The organism is Burkholderia gladioli, assembly GCF_000959725.1.
Classification (GTDB): domain Bacteria; phylum Pseudomonadota; class Gammaproteobacteria; order Burkholderiales; family Burkholderiaceae; genus Burkholderia; species Burkholderia gladioli.
In genome coordinates this window covers 3,198,770-3,216,547 of record NZ_CP009323.1, presented here as the reverse complement: position 1 = coordinate 3,216,547, position 17,778 = coordinate 3,198,770, and the positions used below count along the sequence as shown (strand labels likewise).

The window sequence follows — 17,778 nt, the reverse complement described above, 5'->3', positions numbered from 1 at the left end:
TCGTTCTATGAATGCTTTTATCGGAATGGCGAGGTGCACGATCAGGCACGTGTCAGACCAACTTCAAGGCGGCGGCCGCGCCGCGCGCGCCCTGCGCAAGTCCACCGAGTTGCTGCGCGGTCGACTTCAGCGCGCCGGCCTGCGCGAGCGCGCCCTGTACCCCCTCAGGCAAGGTGCCCGTCAAGCCCTGCTGCGCGGCCCCCAGCCCCTTCGAAGCGAGAGCGCCGGTCAACCCCGAGGCACCGCCCGACATCGCCGATCCCGCCAGCCCCGCGACGCTACTCAACGCACCGCCGGCACCACCAGCGCCTCCCGCCGCGCCGGCCAAGCCGCCCAAACCACCCAGCCCGCCCGAAGCGAGCGAGCCGGCCGCGCCCAGCGCGCCGCCGATACCGCCGGCCGACGCGGCGCCGGCCGCCCCCGCTACCGAACCGGCCGCCTTCGCGACCGATGCCAGGGACGCCATCGAACTCGCCGAAGGCAGCAGCGAACCGAGCTGAGATTGCGCGGTGGCGCTCGCGCCGGCCGCCGAGGCATCCTCGGCCGACGGCCAGGTCGGCAGCGTGAACTCGCTGGCCTTGTCGCCCTGCGAACGCGGGTCCTTGCCGAACACCACCTGCACCACGCCCGGCGGCAGCCCGCTGACCACCGCCTTGCCGCTCGCGTCGAGCGCGCCCTGGCGCAGCACGCCGCCATTCGCATCGAGCACGGAGAACAAACCGCCCTTCACGGCCGAGCCGTTCGCATATTGATGCAGCAGCTCGAGCTGCCCAGGCTGGTCGGGCCGCGCCGAGGGCAGCGGATAACCCATGCTGGCCGGCCCGGCGAAGACGTGCGAAGCCCCCTTCACATCGACCTTGCCCGGCGTATGGATCTCGATGTTGCCGCCCGCGATGCGGATATAACCGCCGCCGCTGGTCAGCAGGATTCCCTGGTCGGCGGCCAGCTCGATCCTGTCGGTGGCCGACAGGATCTTGACGGTCTTCTGCGCGGTCAACTCGACGTTGTCGTCCTGCGCCTGGATCTCCACCTTGCCTTTGGCCGCGAACAGCTTCATGCCGGCGTTCTGCACGAACAGGCTCAGCTTCTCGCCGATGCTCGCGATCAGCGACTTGCCGGCCACCACGTGGGTGCTCTGGCCGCTCACCAGGTTGACATGCCGGGTCGCGGCCAGATGCGCGGATTGCTGCGAGGACAGGCCGATGCCGGCCGGGCTGCCGAACACCATCACCGGCTGCTTGAACGCGTTGGCATTGCCGGTGCCGCCGCCGGCGGTGTTGCCGCCCGAGGCGCCGGCGCCGCTCACGCTGTTCTGCGTGGCATCGGTCAGCTCGCGCATCGCGTCGTGCCCGTCCTGCAGGCTCTCGGCCTGGTGCTGGACGCTCGCCTCCGACAGCGATTCGACCAGGCTCTCGGCGCTCACCAGTTGCTGCTGCGTCTCCTGCACGTCGAGCGGCTGGCTGCTGCTGCCCTTCGGATGCGTACTGACATACAGGCCCTGGCTCGCGCGCACCGCGCCGTAATCGTCGGTGCGCAGGTCGAAACCGCTGCCGAGATAGGCACCGCGCGAGTTGCCGCGCTGGTCGATCAGGTAGCCCAGGTGCAGCAGGCTGTTGGCGCTACTGCTCATCAGCTGCACGCGGTTCTGGCCGGTCGCGTCGTCCAGCACCATCTGGTTGTAGCCGCTGCCCGCATATTCCTTCGAGCGGTATCCCGACAGGATGCCGTTGCTGTGCCATTGCGGCGTGGCCTGGCCGTTGTAGACGCGCGCCACGGCCAGCGGCCGGTCGCAATCGCCGCCGATGTGGTCGATCAGCACTTCCTCGCCGATGCGCGGCGGATGCACGCCGCCATAACCGCCGCCGGTATCGGACTGCACCACGCGCACCCAGGTCGAGGCACCCTGGTCGGCGGGATTCACGCGATCCCAGACGAACTGCACGCGGATCCGGTTCAGCTCGTCGGTATAGACCTCCTCGCCATCGGGCCCGACCACGATCGCGGTCTCCAGGTGCATCTCGGGCTTGCGATGTTCGAGCGGGCTGCGATACGGCACGTTGGTGCGCTGCGCCTCGACCTCGACGCGAAAGAAACCAATCGAGCCGTCGGCATGCGCGAGCTGCCCCGCCGCGCCGCCCTCGGCCGCGCGCACCTGCGCGAGTTCGGCCTCGAGGCTGTGCGGGAAATGCGCCGCGCCCGTCACTGGCGTATTGTTCTCGATCCACCAGGCCACCTCGATGGTCGCGAACTCGCGTTGCGAGGCGGGATCGCCGTCATGCACGGGGTGATTGGCCAGCGTGAAGCGGCGGCCCGCATCGAGCGCACGAGCGGCACCGCCGCCGTGGAAGCGCTTGGCGCGCGACTCCCATTCCTCCATGCGGATCTGCGAGAGCCTGTCGCCATGCTGCTGGTCGCCGAAGGTATAGGCGCCCGTGTATTCGTAGACTTCGAGCTGGTCGGGCAGCGCGCCCTGGTTGCCCATGGTCGGCGTCAGCGTGCCCTTGGGATTGGCGGGCGCGGCGGGGTTCTTGTAGTCGAAGCTGCGCGTGGTCAGGGTCGCGCTCTGCAGGGTCCGCGTGCCCGACCATTGCGTCAGCGCATCGGTTTCGGCGCCGGTCGCGAGGCGCGCGAAGTTGACGGTCTTCGGCGCCAGCTCGGGCAGCGAGGTGATCGTATCGGTCACCACCAGCGTGTGCGACTTGCCGTCGGCACCCTGCTCCCAGTAGCCGTAGAGGCCTTCGTTCTCGAACAGGCGATGCACGAAGTTCCAGTCGGTCTCGCTCTGCCGCGTGTAGGAGCGGTTCGCGAGCGGCTGCGAAAGCGCGAAGCGAAAGCGGCCTTGCGCCTCGGGATGGGTATTGAAGATATCGGTGACGATCGCGTCGGCGCTCTTGTCGATCCAGATCTTCTGGTCGCGCCGGAAATGCAGGATGTGCGGCCAGGCGCGCACGTCCAGCTGATACGTGGTGAGGCCGCCGTCGGCGCCGAGCCGGCGCGCGGTGAACACGTGCCCCTGGATCGGCCGGTAACTCGCGTCGGCCTGCTGGATCCACAGCGTGACCGGTTGCGCGATCAGGCTCTTCAAGGCGATATCGTCGTCCGACGACACCACGTCCAGCGTAAAGCCGTAATCGCGCCCGAGCGTCGAACGCCCGATCGCGCGTTGCACGACCAGTTTGTCAGCCCCAAGCGGTGTATCGAGTTTTACGAGCCGGTCCTGTTGAATCACGCCGGCCTGCATCGCCCCCGCGATATCCTGCACGTTCATGGTGGTTCGCCCTTCTTCTTATTTCAGCGCTCTCGGAAAGCGTCTGCTCAATCGACTGACGATTGTAACCGGGCGAATCGGCATTGGCGCGTCGTCCGGGCCCGGCACACACGAGTTAACGTTTCCGGATCGGATAATCGATCCGATTGCTTGCAATTAATACCGAACCAATTAAAAGGGATAAATCGGGTCGTGTAATTTATTCTGATCGGAACCGGCCGATTCGCCTCATGCGACTAACGCCCGATCAATCCTTCTGAATCGCCGAAGCTGGTTCGTAAGCGAGTTCGAGCCGGTAGGCCAGCGCAATGAACAGGCTCTGCGCGAGTCCCATGGTGCTGGTCAGCGAGCGGAAGCCGAAGGTATCCGATTCCTGCAGCAGCAGGGCCACGTCGGCGCCGCTGGCCAGCGCGTTGAGCCGGCTGTCGGTGATCGCGATCAGCTTCGCGCCGCGCTGCAGCGCGTCCTCGACGATCTTCTGCGTCTCCTGTGCATACGGCGCGAACGACACGGCCAGCAGCACCTCGCCCTCGCGCAGCGAACGCAACTGCCCCGCCTGCATGCCGCCGAGTCCGGAGACGAGCTGGATGCGCTTGCCGGTGTGCTGCAGCGCATAGTCGAGGTAGGCCACCACCGGGAACGAGCGGCGCACGCCGGCCAGCCAGATCGCGTCGGTGGCGGCCAACAGCTCGACCGCGCGATCGAAGGCCGCCGCGTCGAGCGAGGCCGCCAGTTGCTGCATGCCGGCGATGCTGTCCTCAAGGAATTCGCCGGCGAGTTCGCTGGTCTTGCGACGCCCGCCGCGCTCGATGATGCCGCGGATCCGCGACTGGTAGCTCAGGTCGGGGGCCACGCGCCGCACCATCGCGTCGCGGAACAGGCGCTGCATCTCGGAGAAACCCGAGAAGCCGAAATGCTTGGCGAAGCGCACCACGGCCGAGGGCTGCACGCCGCAATCGTCGGCCACCTCCTGCACGCCCTGCAGGCCGACGCGCCCCGGATGTGCCTCGACATGGCGGGCGATCAGTTTCAGTTGCTTGCTGAGCGAGGCGAATTGCGCCGAGATGTCCGCCAGCAACGCTTCGGGCGTGCGGCGCCCGCTGTCCGGCTCAGTGCCGGCGGCGGCGGGTCGGGAAGATGGCATACAGTGGCGGGCGGGTCGTTATCGTGTGGCGCCATTCTAGCAACAGGGCCGGCCACGCCTCGTCACGGCTTCGGGCAGTCGCCATCGACGAGCTCAAACCGCGGCAGGGCGCGCCGGCGGCTCGCGCAACTCGATCCCGGTCCACTGCCCGCTCTCGCACAACTCGACCACCAGCTCGCCGATCACATGGCGCACCGCCAGCGAGGCCGAGCTGACCGGCAGCGCATTCGGCCAGCACAGGCTGCCGGGCCGGCGAATCAGCGGGTCGACGATGCGGCGCATCTTCGGGCGGTCGGCCGTCGCGCGCGAGGCCACCGATACGGAGGGCAGGATGGTGCAGGCCGCGCCCGATTGCGCGATCGCCAGCAGGGTCGGCAGCGAATCGACCTCGGCGATGATGTTGAGCGGCACCTGCTCGCGCGCGAAGGTCCGCTCCAGCAGCACGCGCAGCCCGTTCGAGGCGCCGGGCGCCACCATCGGCACGCCGGCCAGCGAAGCCAGCGTGCAGTTGCGCGCGCGCGCCGACATGCCTTCGGGCTCGCCCATCAGGCACAGCTCCTCGTCGAACAACGGCACGGTGGAGATGCCCGGCGTATTGGTATCGCGAAACAGGATCGCCAGATCGAGCCGGCCGTTGGCGAGCAGCTCGTTCAGGTAGCCGCTCATGCTCTCGAAGAACTGCAGCCGGATGCCGGGATAACGCGCGCGCACGCGTTCGAACACCGGCATCGCGAGGATCGCCGACATGGTGGTGGGAAAGCCGATCGCGACCGTGCCGGACTCGGCACCCACGCCCTCGCGCACCTCCTGCCGCAACTGCTCCATCTGGTGCAGCACCAGCCGGCCATGCCGATAGAGCGCCTGCCCGGCGGCGGTCGGCTTCACGCCTTGCGGACTCCTGACCAGCAACTGCACGCCCAGGTCGTCTTCCAGTTTGGCGATCTGCTGGCTCAGCGAGGGCTGCGCCACGTAGAGCATCTCGGCGGCCTTGCCGAGGCTGCCGTAGTCGACGATGTTGACGAAGTAGCGAAGCTGGCGGATATCCATGGTGCGATGCGGGAGGCGGAAGCGGTCATAGGATACCCCTATGCCCGGCACATTCAATCGGTATTTCCGGTGCCCGCCGCATTCTTCTACAGTCCTTGCATTCGAAGCCGGATGCGCTCGGCGCGTGCCGGCAGAAGCCCAGCAGGAGACGACCCACGATGTCACCCGATCATCGCGCCACGCCGAACGCCGCCGATCATCCCGTCCAGACCGCCAGCGATCGCATCGCGGCCGCGCCGGCCGCCGCGCTGGCGGCCACGCTCGATCTCGACACGCGCCCCGCCCCTGGCGATCCGCTGCCGCCGCTCTGGCACTGGCTCTATTTCTGGTCGGTCGCGCCGCAAGCCGCGTTGGGCGCGGACGGCCATGCCGCCACCGGCGGTTTCCTGCCCGATCTCGGCCTGCCGCGCAGGATGGCGGCCGGCGGGCGGCTCCGGTTCGCCGCGCCGCTGCCGATCGGCGCCGAGGCCTCGCGCGAATCGCGGGTGCTGTCGATCGAGCGGAAATCGGGCCGCAGCGGGCACCTGGCCTTCGTCACGGTGCTGCATGAGATCCGCGTGGCCGGCAGCGCCGCGCCGGTAATCCGCGAGGAACAGGACATCGTCTATCGCGAGGCCGCGCGCCCCGGCGAGGCGCAGCCGATGCCGGCGCCGCTCGCCGCGCCCGGGCACGCCGACTGGGAGCGCAGTATTTCGCCCTCCGAAGCGCTGCTGTTCCGCTACTCGGCGCTGACCTTCAACGGCCACCGGATCCACTACGACCGCGACTACGCGCGCGGCGTCGAGGCTTATCCCGACCTGGTCGTGCACGGCCCGCTGATCGCCACCCTGCTGCTCGACGCGGCGGCCCGCTTCGCGCCCGATGCCGTGGTGCGCGAGTACCGCTACAAGGCGCTGCGCCCGACCTTCGCCGGCCAGCCCTTCACCGTCTGCGGGCGCCGCGCCGAGGACGGCCGCACGCTCGAACTCTGGGCCAGGGACCACGAAGGCTGGCTGACCATGTCGGCCAGCGCGACGCTCGCCTGAGCGGCGCCTCGCATCGAAATCCACAGCCTGTTTCCCGACCTCGAGAACCCACTCAATCGATGAACGCCACCACCGACGCCTTCCAGGACATCCGCGATGCCATCCGCGACTTGTGCGGCCAATTTCCCGCCGAGTACTTCCGCAAGATCGACGAGGCACGCGCCTACCCCGCCGAATTCGTCGACGCGTTGACCAAGGCCGGCTGGCTGGCCGCCCTGATCCCGCAGGAATACGGCGGCTCCGGGCTCGGCCTGACCGAAGCCTCGGTGATCATGGAGGAGATCAACCGCAACGGCGGCAACTCGGGGGCCTGCCACGGCCAGATGTACAACATGGGCACCCTGCTGCGCCACGGCTCGGCCGCGCAGAAGGACCGCTACCTGCCGAAGATCGCCTCGGGCGAGCTGCGCCTGCAGTCGATGGGCGTGACCGAGCCCACCACCGGCACCGATACCACGAAGATCAAGACCACCGCCGTGCGCCGCGGCGACCGCTACGTGGTGAACGGCCAGAAGGTGTGGATCTCGCGCGTCCAGCATTCCGACCTGATGATCCTGCTGGCGCGCACCACGCCGCTGGCCGAGGTCAGCAAGAAGAGCGAGGGCATGTCGATCTTCATCGTCGACCTGCACGAGGCGATCGGCCGGGGCATGACGGTGCAGCCGATCCCGAACATGGTCAACCACGAGACCAACGAGCTGTTCTTCGACAATCTCGAGATCCCCGCCGAGAACCTGATCGGCGAGGACGGCCAGGGCTTCCGCTACATCCTCGACGGCCTGAACGCGGAGCGCACCCTGATCGCGGCCGAGTGCATCGGCGACGGCTACTGGTTCGTCGACAAGGTCTCGCAATACGTCAAGGACCGCGTGGTGTTCGGCCGACCGATCGGCCAGAACCAGGGCGTGCAGTTCCCGATCGCGCGCTCCTACATCAACGTCGAGGCCGCCAGCCTGATGCGCTTCGAGGCCGCCCGCCGCTTCGACGCCCACGAGCCTTGCGGCGCCCAGGCCAACATGGCCAAGCTGCTGGCCGCCGACGCCTCCTGGGAAGCCGCCAATGCCTGCCTGCAATTCCACGGCGGCTTCGGTTTCGCCTGCGAATACGACGTCGAGCGCAAGTTCCGCGAGACGCGGCTCTACCAGGTCGCGCCGATCTCGACCAACCTGATCCTGTCCTACGTGGCCGAGCACATCCTCGGCCTGCCGCGCTCGTTCTGAGGGAGAGCCTGTCATGCTGCCACTGGAAGGGATTCGCGTCGTCACCTTCGAGCATGCGATCGCCGCGCCGTTCTGCACGCGCCAGCTCGCCGATCTCGGCGCGCGCGTGATCAAGATCGAGCGGCCCGGCGTCGGCGATTTCGCGCGCGGCTACGACGAGCGCGTCAAGGGCCTGGCCTCGCACTTCGTCTGGACCAATCGCTCCAAGGAAAGCCTGACGCTCGACGTCAAGCAGCCCGAAGCGATCGAGGTGGTGCACCGGCTGCTGGCCGAGGCCGACGTGTTCGTGCAGAACCTCGCGCCCGGCGCCACGCAGCGGCTCGGGCTCGACTACGCGAGCCTGGGCGAGCGCTACCCCGGCCTGATCGTCTGCGATATCTCCGGTTACGGCCTGGACGGCCCCTATCGCGACCGCAAGGCCTACGACCTGCTGATCCAGAGCGAGGCCGGCTTCCTGTCGGTGACGGGCTCGCCGGAGCAGCCCGCCAAGGCCGGCTGCTCGGTGTCCGACATCGCCGCCGGCATGTACGCCTACTCGAACATCCTCGCGGCGCTGCTCGCGCGCGGCAGGACCGGCCGCGGCCGGCACATCGACGTATCGATGCTGGAAAGCGCGGTGGAATGGATGAGCTATCCGCTCTACTACGCCTTCGACGGCCAGAATCCTCCCCAGCGCGCCGGCGCCTCGCACGCCACGATCTTTCCCTATGGACCCTTTCGCGCCGGCGACGGCAACACGGTGATCCTCGGGCTGCAGAACGAGCGCGAATGGCAGAGCTTCTGCGAGAGCGTGATCCGCCAGCCCGCGCTGGCCGAGGACCCGCGCTTCAGCTCGAACAGCCGGCGAGTGGCCAATCGTGCCGAACTGAGCGCGCTGATCGAGCAGGCCTTCGCCGCGTTGAGCGCGCGCGAGGTGCTCGACCGGCTCGACGCGGCGCGCATCGCCAATGCGCAGATGAACGACATGCAGGCGGTCTGGCAGCACGCGCAGCTCACCGCGCGCCAGCGCTGGACGATGGTCGGCACGCCGGCCGGCGAGATCCCGGCGCTGCTGCCGCCGGGCCTGAGCGCCGCCGACGCGCCGCGCATGGACCCGGTGCCGGCGCTCGGCGAACACACCGACGCAATCCTCGCCGAACTCGGCTACGACGCGGCGGGCATCGCACGACTGCATGGCTCGGGCGCCGTCTAGCGACAGCGCCCGTCCGATCCAGCGAACGCATCACCAATCAACGACAAGACGACGCCCCGCCCGCCCGGCGAGCCGGGGCGCTACAACGGAGACACCCTCGATGACCCGCACCATCAACGCCGCCGGCCGGCTCGATCGCCTGCCGATATCGCGCTTTCACTGGAAGATCCTCGGCCTGATCGCCGGCGGCGCCTTCCTCGACGCCTTCGACATCTACCTCGCCAACGGCGCGGTGGCCTCGATGGTCAAGGAAGGCTTCACGGACCTGCGCCATGGCGCGATCTTCGTGTCCTCGACCTTCATCGGCATGATGATCGGCGCCTTCGCGGCCGGCTACCTGGGCGACCGGCTCGGCCGGCGCTATTCGTACCAGCTCAACCTGGCCGTGTTCGGGCTCGCCTCGCTGGCGGCCTGCTTCGCGCCGAACATCGAATGGCTGATCGTGTTGCGCCTGGTGATGGGCATCGGCCTGGGCGCGGAACTGGTGGTGGCGGCCGGCACACTGGCCGAATTCGTGCCGCCAGCCACGCGCGGCAAGTGGGTCTCGTTGCTGGCCGTGATCACCAACAGCGGCCTGTTCGCGGCGCTCGCGGCCGGCTACTGGATCATCCCCCACCTCGGCTGGCGCTACATGTTCGCGCTGGCCGGCATCGGCGCGCTGGCGGTCTGGTTCCTGCGCAAGCGCATGCCGGAATCGCCGCGCTGGCTCGAATCGGTCGGCCGGCTCGACGAGGCCGAGGCGACGCTGGCCTCGATCGAGCAACAGGTGCGCGCGCAACATGGCGAGCTGCCGCCGGTCGAGCGCGCCGTCAGCCTGAACGTCGGCAAGGTGCCGATCTCGCGGCTGTTTGCGCCGGACATGCGCGCTCGCCTGCTGGTGGCCGCGCTCACCGCGATCGGCGTCAACGTCGGCCTGTACGGCTTCGTCGCCTGGCTGCCGACCTTCTTCGTCGCCGAGGGCCTGTCGGTGGTGAAATCGCTCGGCTTCGTGTTCTTCATGTCGATCGGCTCGCCGGTGGGCGGCCTGATCGGCTACGTGGTGGCCGACCGCTGGGGCCGCGCGCGCAGCATCGTGGTGGCTTCGCTGATCAGCATCGCGCTGGGCTGGATCTACGTGACGCTGCGCGACGCCACCGCGATCGTGATGGTCGGCTTCGGGCTGGTCAGCGCGCTCTACACGATCACCACGCTCGGGCTGTTCGGCTATATCCCCGAGCTGTTCCCCACCGAGGTGCGCTTGCGCGGCACCGGCGTTGCGGGCACTGCCGGGCGCGCCTCCTCGATCGTGACGCCCTACCTCGCCCTGCTGCTCTATCAGCGCTTCGGCGTGTCGGGCGTGATCTCGATGGTCAGCCTGGTGCTGGTGGTGCTGTGCGTGGCGATCGTGGTGCTGCGCGTCGAGACTAGCCGGCAAGCGCTGGAGGACATCGCGCCGGGCGACGCGGCGGATGGCAGTGCCGCGCAGGCCGCGGCGGTGGCCGGCTCCGCGGACGGGCGCTGAGCGCACGAGCTTGGAAAAAAGACGGCCCGACGCGATGTCGGGCCGTCCTCGTTTCGAATCATGCCGGATCCGCCCTGCTAGCGATCGTCATCCGCTTCACGATCGAGTTCGGCGAGCTTCGCCACTTCCCGATCCAGGTCGGCATATTGTGCATTGCAAAACAATCGGCACAGCCGATCGAGATCGGCCCGCGCATAGACCTCGAAGCTCGTGACCTCGCGATCCAGCTTCGGCTTGCCCAGGCCGAACAAGGCTTTCTTCTCCCGCATCGCCACCACATTGAGCTGGAAGCTGTCGGCCAGCCCGGCGCCCAGCGCGCTGATCCACAGCTCGCGCCGGTCCGCCTCGTTGCTCAGCACCATGGCCGGCAGCGGCCCGTCCTGCACCTCGTTCCAGCGCGCCAGTTGCTCGCTCCAGGGGAAGCGCTCGAGTGCCTCGATGAATCCGTCGAAATCCGTATTGCCTTGTGAGTCCAGCTGCGCGTAGTCGTAGCCGGTTTTTTGAATGGCATAGGTCAGCATGGGGATGATTTCCGACGAGGGAAAGCGCCACTATACCTCGCCGACCGGATCGTACTTCCGGGCCATCCATCGTCGATGGCCCGGGTGCCGGCGAGCCGCTCACGAGCTCGCCGGCAACCCGCGATCACGCCGACGATCCGCTCGCCGAAACTGCCGTCGCCGCGTGCAGCGCGAGGATCCGTTCGGCACGCAGCACCACCGGCCGATCCACCATCCGGCCGTCGAGCATCACGGCGCTGCCGCCGGCCTCGCGCGCCGCCTCGATCACGCGCCGCGCCCAGTCGATCTCCTGCTCGGCGGGCCGGTAGCAGCGATGCACCGCCTCGATCTGCTTCGGATGAATGCAGAGCTTGGCGCCGAAGCCATGCAGCTTGCCGTTCGCCGCATCGCGCTCGATGCGCGCCAGGTCGTGCACGTCGGGCGTCACGCCGTCCACGGGCGGCTCGATGCCGGCCACGCGCGACACCAGCGCGAGTTGCGCGCGATACGGATTGAGCGGCACGCCGTCGTCGCTCATGCCCATCTCGGCGATGAAATCGAGCGTGCCGAACATCAGGCGCCTGACATACGGCGCCCGCGCGATCTCGATGGCATTCCACATGCCCAGCGCGCTCTCCACGAGCGGGTAGACCGGCACGCGCCGCCGCGCCAGCGCGATCGTGGCCGTCACGTCCTGCGCCGTTTCCGCCTTCGGCAGCACGATGCCGGCCACGCCGTCCAGCGCGCCGAGCTGGGCATCCTGCTCGAACCAGGGCGTGCCGCGAGCATTGATGCGCACCAGCACCGGCCGGCCGCGCGACACCCAGCCGGCCAGTTGCTCGCGCGCGGCCTGCTTGGCGGCGGGCTCGACGGCGTCCTCCAGATCGACGATCACCGCGTCCGCACCACTGGCCAGCGCGCGCTCGAAACGCTCGGGACGATTGCCGGGCACGAACAGATAGGATTGCGCCGGCACCGCCGCCGCGGCCGCCTCGTCGCGCGTGCCTGCTTGCGGCGGCCGCGGGAAGGTGTCGATCTCAGAGCGCATCGGTGAGCTCCGGCACCACCGTGAACAGGTCGCCGACGATGCCGTAGTCGGCCACGCTGAAGATCGGCGCTTCCTCGTCCTTGTTGATCGCCACGATCACCTTCGAGTCCTTCATCCCGGCCAGATGCTGGATCGCACCCGAGATGCCCACCGCGATGTACAACTGCGGCGCCACGATCTTGCCGGTTTGGCCCACTTGATAATCGTTCGGCACGTAGCCCGCGTCGACCGCCGCGCGCGAGGCGCCCAGCGCCGCCGACAGCTTGTCGGCCAGCGGCTCCAGCACCTTCGTGTAGTTCTCGCCGCTGCCCAGGCCCCGGCCGCCCGACACGATGATGTTCGCGCTGGTCAGCTCCGGACGATCGAGCTTGGTCACTTCACGGTTCACGAACTGCGACTTGCCACTGTCGGCCGCCGCCTCGATCTTCTCCACCGATGCGCTGCCGCCTTCGGCCGCCACCGGATCGAAGCCCGTCGAGCGCACCGTGATCACCTTGATCGCATCGCTCGACTGCACCGTCGCGATCGCGTTGCCGGCGTAGATCGGGCGCTCGAAGGTATCGGCGCTGTCCACTGCCGTGATGTCCGAGATCTGCGCCACGTCCAGCTTCGCCGCGATGCGCGGCGCCACGTTCTTGCCGTAGGCCGTGGCCGGCGCCAGGATGTGCGAATAGTCCTTCGCGATGTTCAGCACCGTGGCTTCCACGTTCTCCGCCAGGCCCTCGGCCAGTTGCGGCGCATCGGCCAGCAGCACCTTCGCCACGCCGGCGATCTTCGCCGCCGCGTCGGCCGCGCCCTGCGCGTTGCCGCCCGCCACCAGCACGTGGATGTCGCCGCCGATCTTCTGCGCGGCCGCCACCGTGTTCAGCGTCGCCGCCTTGATCGTGGCGTTGTCGTGTTCGGCAATGATCAGAATCGTCATCTTCTCGTCTCCCCTTACAGCACTTTCGCTTCGGTCTTCAGCTTCTCGACCAGCGTCTTCACGTCGGCCACCTTCACACCCGCCGCGCGCTTGGGCGGCTCCGACACCTTCAGCGTCTTCAGGCGCGCTCTCACGTCCACGCCCAGGTCTTCCGGCTTCACCGTCTCGAGGGGCTTCTTCTTCGCCTTCATGATGTTGGGCAGCGTCACGTAGCGCGGCTCGTTCAGGCGCAGGTCGGTGGTCACCACCGCCGGCAGCGTCAGCGCCAGGGTTTCCGAGCCGCCGTCCACTTCGCGCGCGACCGTGGCGCGACCGTCGGCCACCGTCACCTTCGAGGCGAAGGTCGCCTGCGGCAGGCCTGCCAGCGCGGCCAGCATCTGGCCCGTCTGGTTCGAATCGTCGTCGATCGCCTGCTTGCCGAGGATCACCAGTTGCGGCTGCTCCTTGTCGACCAGCGCCTTCAGGATCTTCGCCACGCCCAGCGGCTCCACGCCTTCGCCGGCTTCCACCAGGATCGCGCGGTCCGCGCCGATCGCCAGCGCCGTGCGCAGCGTCTCCTGCGCCTGCGCCACGCCGATCGACACGGCGATCACTTCCGTCGCCGTGCCCGCTTCCTTCAGGCGCACCGCCTCTTCCACCGCGATCTCATCGAACGGGTTCATCGACATCTTCACGTTCGCGATATCGACGCCCGTTCCGTCCGACTTCACGCGAACCTTCACGTTGTAGTCGACCACTCTCTTTACCGGCACCAGAATCTTCAATGCATGCTCCTTCCCAGCCCAGGCTGGCTTGTATTGAACCGGCCCATTACACGTGGATTCGGCGGTTTCGACCACTACCAATTAGCTTTGCCGGTCATAGCATGGGCCTATTGGCCGGGCACGCGAATTGCACCCTGGCTCCTCCCCACACCGTCGATGAAGCTTTCATGTCCATTGGCTGACGGCAGCGACAGGTCCGGCGCCGTTCGCCGGAAAAATTGCAACCATCCATGACGAAGCTCGCATCGACGCCCAAAACGATGCAACACTACGCATCGCCTTGTATTCCACGGCCGGCACGCCGTGTGCGCGCCGGCCGTCGCGTTCCCTCTTCCGTTCCGGCGCCGGCCATGCCTCGCGGCACGGCCGGCGCGCGTCACTCCCATGAGGTGTCCGTCACATGCGAACCCGAAGCGCATCGTCCGACCTGTTGTTCTTCCTGAGGTCGTGGTTCGAGAACCCGATGAACGTGGCCGCGATCGCGCCCTCCGGCGAGCCGCTGAGCCGCCTGATCACGCGCGACATCACCGGCATCGACGGCCCCGTGCTGGAACTGGGCGCCGGCACCGGCGTGTTCACGCGGGCCCTGCTGCAGCGCGGCCTGGCCCAGCGCGACCTGATCCTGGTGGACAACAGCGAGCGCTTCGGCAGCCTGCTGGCCGAGCGCTTCCCCGATGCGAAGATCGTGATCGGCGACGCGGCCGCGCTGGCACCGCTCGGCGTGGCGCTGCCGCAATCGGTCGGCGCGGTGGTCAGCGGCCTGCCGCTGCTGTCGATGCCCAGGCCGAAGGTGGCGGCGATTCTCGAAGGCGCGTTCCACTACCTGCGCGAGGATGGCGCCTTCCATCAGTTCACCTACGGGTATCGCTGCCCGATCCCGCGCCGCACACTCGACACGCTGGGCCTGAAGGCCAGTTGCGTGGGCCGCGTGATCCGCAACCTGCCGCCGGCCGCCGTCTACCGCATCACGCGCAAATGAACGGCCGGGGCGCCGCCCCGCAGCATCCTAGGCGTCAGGAAATCGCCTTGCCGCAATCCGCCGCGACCACGCCCGTGTAGCGACGGTCGGGATGCAGGCGCGCGTAGTGGCAGCGGCGCATCGAGATGAACCTGCGGTATTCCGGGGGCGAGGGATAGGTCTGCTTCTCGTCGGCCGCGCTGACGCCGCGCAGCCAGGCATCCACCAGTTGCGCCTGCACCTGGTCGCGCGCGGCCGCCGGTGCCGACAATCGTGACAATTGCGCATCCGAAGCGTGGACAAAATTGGCCGCGGCGGCCAGCAGCGGCACCATGGCCGCGCCGATCAGGAATTTCTTCATTGGGAATCCTCGATATGCGAGACGGCCCGGCGCACGACCGCCCCTCGGCCGCATCGATATCGGCCGATAGGGAAATTCGTCACCTCCGTGAGCGGAGATCGACTCGGGACGATCGGCGCGCCTGCTGGACCGATCGGGCATCAGCCTAACGAAGCAACGGGCTCGTCGTCTGAAGAATGGGGGGCGTGAAAATGAAAATTTCTTTTGATGACGGGTTGCCGTCGGGCTGTTACGCCTGCTCGCGGCAGCCTGCATCGCGTTCCGCCAGGTGCCGCGCCCTTGCGGCGCGGCGGCGGGGATGATCGGCGGGACGCGCTCGCGCCCCGCCGAGGCGCGTCAGTTCGCGCCGATGCCCGAGGACACCTTCCAGATATCGACGTTGCCGTCCTGCGCATGACGGTCGATCTCGGCCAGTTCCTCGGCCGTGAACGAGAGCTGCTTGACCGCATCGAGCGAATCGTCGAGCTGGGCCACCGTGCGCGCGCCGATCAGCGTCGAGGACACGCGCGCATCGCGCAGCGTCCAGGCGATCGCCATCTGCGCGAGCGTCTGGCCACGGCGCTCGGCGATCGCGTTCAGCGCCCGGATCCGCTCCAGGTTCTGCTCGCTCAGCATGCCCGAGTTCATCGAGCCGCTGCGCGTGACACGCGCATCGGCCGGCACCTCCTTCAGGTACTTCGAGCTGAGCAGCCCCTGCGCGAGCGGCGAGAAACCGATGCAGCCCACGCCGAGTTCGTCGAGCGTCTGCAGCAGGCCGTGCTCGATGCCGCGGTTCAGCATCGAATAGTTCGGCTGGTGGATGAACAGCGGCACGCCTTCCGATTCGAGGATCTGGGCGGCCTGGCGCGTCAGTTCCGGCGAATACGAGGAGATCCCGACGTAGAGCGCCTTGCCCTGCTTGTGCAGTTGCACCAGCGCGCCCATGGTTTCGTCCAGCGGCGTATTCGGGTCGACGCGGTGCGAATAGAACACGTCGACGTAGTCGAGCTTCATGCGGCGCAGGCTCTGCTCGCAGCTCGCGATGAGATGCTTGCGCGTGCCGGTCGGGCCGCCGTAGGGGCCGGGCCACATCGCCCAGCCGGCCTTGGTCGAGATCACCAGTTCGTCGCGATACGGCTTGAAGTCGGCGGCGAGCCAGCGCGCGAAGTTTTCCTCGGCGGAACCGGCGGGCGGACCATAGTTGTTGGCCAGATCGAAGTGCGTGACGCCGCGATCGAAGGCGCGGCGCAGGATCGCGCGGCCCGTCTCGAACACGTCCACGCCGCCGAAGTTCTGCCAGAGACCGAGCGAGATCGCCGGCAGCACCATCCCGCTGCGGCCGACCCGGCGGTAGGGCATGGCATCGTTGTAGCGATTCGAATCAGCCAGATACTGCGTCATGGATGTCTCTCCTGAACCGTTGAAGGCACTTGCGAAAACGGCGAGTGTAGAGGCCTTCGTCGCCGGCGGGAAATTGATTGTGGAGATTGCATCCATCTATTTCCGGAATAGATCGACCGCGCAAACGGCCCGGATCAGATTGGACAGGCCGGATTCTGCACCAGAAACAGGGTGAGCGGCACGGAACGCAAGAATCGCTATCGACTCAAGCAAACGGCGGCGGCTTGGAGGCGAACACCGCCCACGCGATACTGGCGCATCCCGCTGCGCCTGCCCTGCTGCATCGACCCACGAGGAGGCGTCGCCGTTCGTCCATCCCTGCGCCCTTTCCATGTCGAAGACCCTGACCGTCATCGTTTCGAATTCCATCAGCGCCGACCTGCGCGTCTACCGCCTCGACCCCGATGCACCCTCGATGCAGGCCGCCGGCCACCACCCGCTAGGCCCGCAACTCATGCCGCTGGCGATCGCATCCGATCGCAGCACGCTGTTCGCCGCGCTGCGCAGCACGCCGCCGGCCATCGCGCGATGCCGGCTCGATCCCGGCACCGGCCAGCTCGCGACCGACTACCGGCTCGACGTCGGCGCGGGCCACGTCTCGCTGGCGATCGATCGCGCCGGGCGCTTCCTGTTCGGCGCCTCCTACGGCAGCCACCAGTTGGTGGTGCACGCCATCGCCCGCCTCGACGAAGGCGATGCAAGCCCGCTGCAAACGCTCGAAGGCATTCGCAACGCCCATGCCGTGCTGGTCTCGCCCGACGACCGCCATGTCTACGTCACCTCGCTGGGCAGCGACGCCCTGCTCTGCTGCTCGCTCGATGCAGAACGCGAGGCACCGCTCGAGATCGTCGACACGCTTGCCTTCGACAAGGGCTTCGGCCCGCGCCACATGCGCTTCTCGCCCGACGGCGCCTGGCTCCATGTGCTCAGCGAATTCCGCGCGACAGTAGCCGTGTTCCGGCGCGATCCGCTCACCGGCAGGCTGAGCCGCCACCACGTCACGACGCGCCCGCCCGAACTCGCGGCGATGCGCGACGGCCAGGCCCGGCCGCCCGCCACCGAGCCGCAACCCGATCCGGCCACGCTGGCCGGCGCGATCTGGGCGGCCGACCTGCAGGTGCGCCCTGACGGCCGTTTCGTCTATCTGTCGGAGCGCACCACCAGCCGGCTGTTCGTGTTGCGCGTGGAGGCCGACGGCACGCTCGCGCATGCGGGCGCCGTGTCGACCGAAACGCAGCCGCGCGGCTTCGCGATCGATCCGGGCGGGCGCTGTCTGGTCGCCTGCGGCGAGCATTCGCCCCAGGTGTCGCTCTACCTGATCGATGACGCCTCGGGCTTGCCGGCCCTGCATTCGCGCCATCCCGGCGGACAGGGCGCGAACTGGGTGGAGATCGTCGCGAGCGGGGCCTGACGCAAGCGAGCAAGGGGCGGGGCGGGCCGGCGCGGGC

At 68.2% G+C, this 17,778-nt stretch carries 15 protein-coding genes; 6 read left to right on the top strand and 9 right to left on the bottom strand.

The features are described 5' to 3' along the window. Positions 1-52: 52 nt before the first annotated feature. The 3 genes from BM43_RS31250 to BM43_RS31240 form a co-directional block, all read right to left on the bottom strand. The gene (locus tag BM43_RS31250) at positions 53-3,268 is read right to left on the bottom strand and encodes a type VI secretion system Vgr family protein (protein ID WP_036051870.1); all 3,216 of its coding nucleotides are present in this window, start codon (positions 3,266-3,268) and stop codon (positions 53-55) included. A 247-nt stretch (positions 3,269-3,515) separates the two neighbouring features. Beyond that, the gene (locus tag BM43_RS31245; RefSeq protein ID WP_036051871.1) at positions 3,516-4,412 is read right to left on the bottom strand and encodes a MurR/RpiR family transcriptional regulator; all 897 of its coding nucleotides are present in this window, start codon (positions 4,410-4,412) and stop codon (positions 3,516-3,518) included. Positions 4,413-4,505: 93 nt separating this feature from the next. Beyond that, complete coding sequence (locus BM43_RS31240) at positions 4,506-5,459, bottom strand: LysR substrate-binding domain-containing protein (RefSeq protein WP_036051872.1); 954 nt, start codon at positions 5,457-5,459, stop codon at positions 4,506-4,508. A gap of 158 nt (positions 5,460-5,617) precedes the next feature. Between BM43_RS31240 and BM43_RS31235 the strand changes: the two genes are divergently transcribed. From BM43_RS31235 to BM43_RS31220, 4 genes are all read left to right on the top strand, one after another. Next, positions 5,618-6,484 (top strand): HTD2 family dehydratase, encoded by an 867-nt coding sequence (locus tag BM43_RS31235; RefSeq protein ID WP_036051873.1) that lies wholly within the window; start codon positions 5,618-5,620, stop codon positions 6,482-6,484. A gap of 59 nt (positions 6,485-6,543) precedes the next feature. Continuing rightward, entirely contained in the window at positions 6,544-7,704 is a 1,161-nt protein-coding gene (locus tag BM43_RS31230; protein WP_036051874.1) for an acyl-CoA dehydrogenase family protein, read from the top strand. A 13-nt stretch (positions 7,705-7,717) separates the two neighbouring features. Then, positions 7,718-8,896 (top strand): CaiB/BaiF CoA transferase family protein, encoded by a 1,179-nt coding sequence (locus BM43_RS31225; RefSeq protein ID WP_036051875.1) that lies wholly within the window; start codon positions 7,718-7,720, stop codon positions 8,894-8,896. A gap of 100 nt (positions 8,897-8,996) precedes the next feature. Further along, positions 8,997-10,397, top strand: a complete 1,401-nt coding sequence (locus BM43_RS31220; protein ID WP_036051876.1) for an MFS transporter — start codon at positions 8,997-8,999, stop codon at positions 10,395-10,397. 77 nt (positions 10,398-10,474) lie between these two features. Here BM43_RS31220 and BM43_RS31215 read toward each other — a convergent pair whose 3' ends face one another. The 4 genes from BM43_RS31215 to BM43_RS31200 form a co-directional block, all read right to left on the bottom strand. Continuing rightward, positions 10,475-10,918 carry a hypothetical protein gene (locus BM43_RS31215; protein ID WP_036051877.1) on the bottom strand — a complete coding sequence of 148 codons (444 nt, stop codon included), beginning with the start codon at positions 10,916-10,918 and terminating at the stop codon, positions 10,475-10,477. A 124-nt stretch (positions 10,919-11,042) separates the two neighbouring features. Beyond that, positions 11,043-11,945 (bottom strand): HpcH/HpaI aldolase/citrate lyase family protein, encoded by a 903-nt coding sequence (locus BM43_RS31210; protein WP_226285217.1) that lies wholly within the window; start codon positions 11,943-11,945, stop codon positions 11,043-11,045. Next, positions 11,935-12,867, bottom strand: a complete 933-nt coding sequence (locus BM43_RS31205) for an electron transfer flavoprotein subunit alpha/FixB family protein (RefSeq protein WP_036051878.1) — start codon at positions 12,865-12,867, stop codon at positions 11,935-11,937. The genes BM43_RS31210 and BM43_RS31205 overlap by 11 nt, the downstream gene beginning before the upstream one ends. A 14-nt stretch (positions 12,868-12,881) precedes the next feature. Next, positions 12,882-13,631, bottom strand: a complete 750-nt coding sequence (locus BM43_RS31200) for an electron transfer flavoprotein subunit beta/FixA family protein (RefSeq protein WP_013697014.1) — start codon at positions 13,629-13,631, stop codon at positions 12,882-12,884. A gap of 400 nt (positions 13,632-14,031) precedes the next feature. Here BM43_RS31200 and BM43_RS31195 point away from each other — a divergent pair, with 400 nt between their 5' ends. Continuing rightward, positions 14,032-14,610 carry a class I SAM-dependent methyltransferase gene (locus BM43_RS31195; protein WP_017919983.1) on the top strand — a complete coding sequence of 193 codons (579 nt, stop codon included), beginning with the start codon at positions 14,032-14,034 and terminating at the stop codon, positions 14,608-14,610. 34 nt (positions 14,611-14,644) lie between these two features. On the opposite strand, the gene BM43_RS31190 is transcribed toward BM43_RS31195, so the two are convergent. Together BM43_RS31190 and mgrA are read right to left on the bottom strand one after the other, a co-directional pair. Next, positions 14,645-14,950 carry a hypothetical protein gene (locus tag BM43_RS31190; protein ID WP_017919982.1) on the bottom strand — a complete coding sequence of 102 codons (306 nt, stop codon included), beginning with the start codon at positions 14,948-14,950 and terminating at the stop codon, positions 14,645-14,647. Between the two features lie 336 nt (positions 14,951-15,286). Next, positions 15,287-16,330 (bottom strand): L-glyceraldehyde 3-phosphate reductase, encoded by a 1,044-nt coding sequence (gene mgrA / locus BM43_RS31185; RefSeq protein ID WP_036031872.1) that lies wholly within the window; start codon positions 16,328-16,330, stop codon positions 15,287-15,289. Between the two features lie 331 nt (positions 16,331-16,661). On the opposite strand from mgrA, the gene BM43_RS31180 reads away from it, so the two are divergent. Next, positions 16,662-17,741, top strand: a complete 1,080-nt coding sequence (locus BM43_RS31180; protein WP_036051879.1) for a lactonase family protein — start codon at positions 16,662-16,664, stop codon at positions 17,739-17,741. Positions 17,742-17,778: the final 37 nt, after the last annotated feature.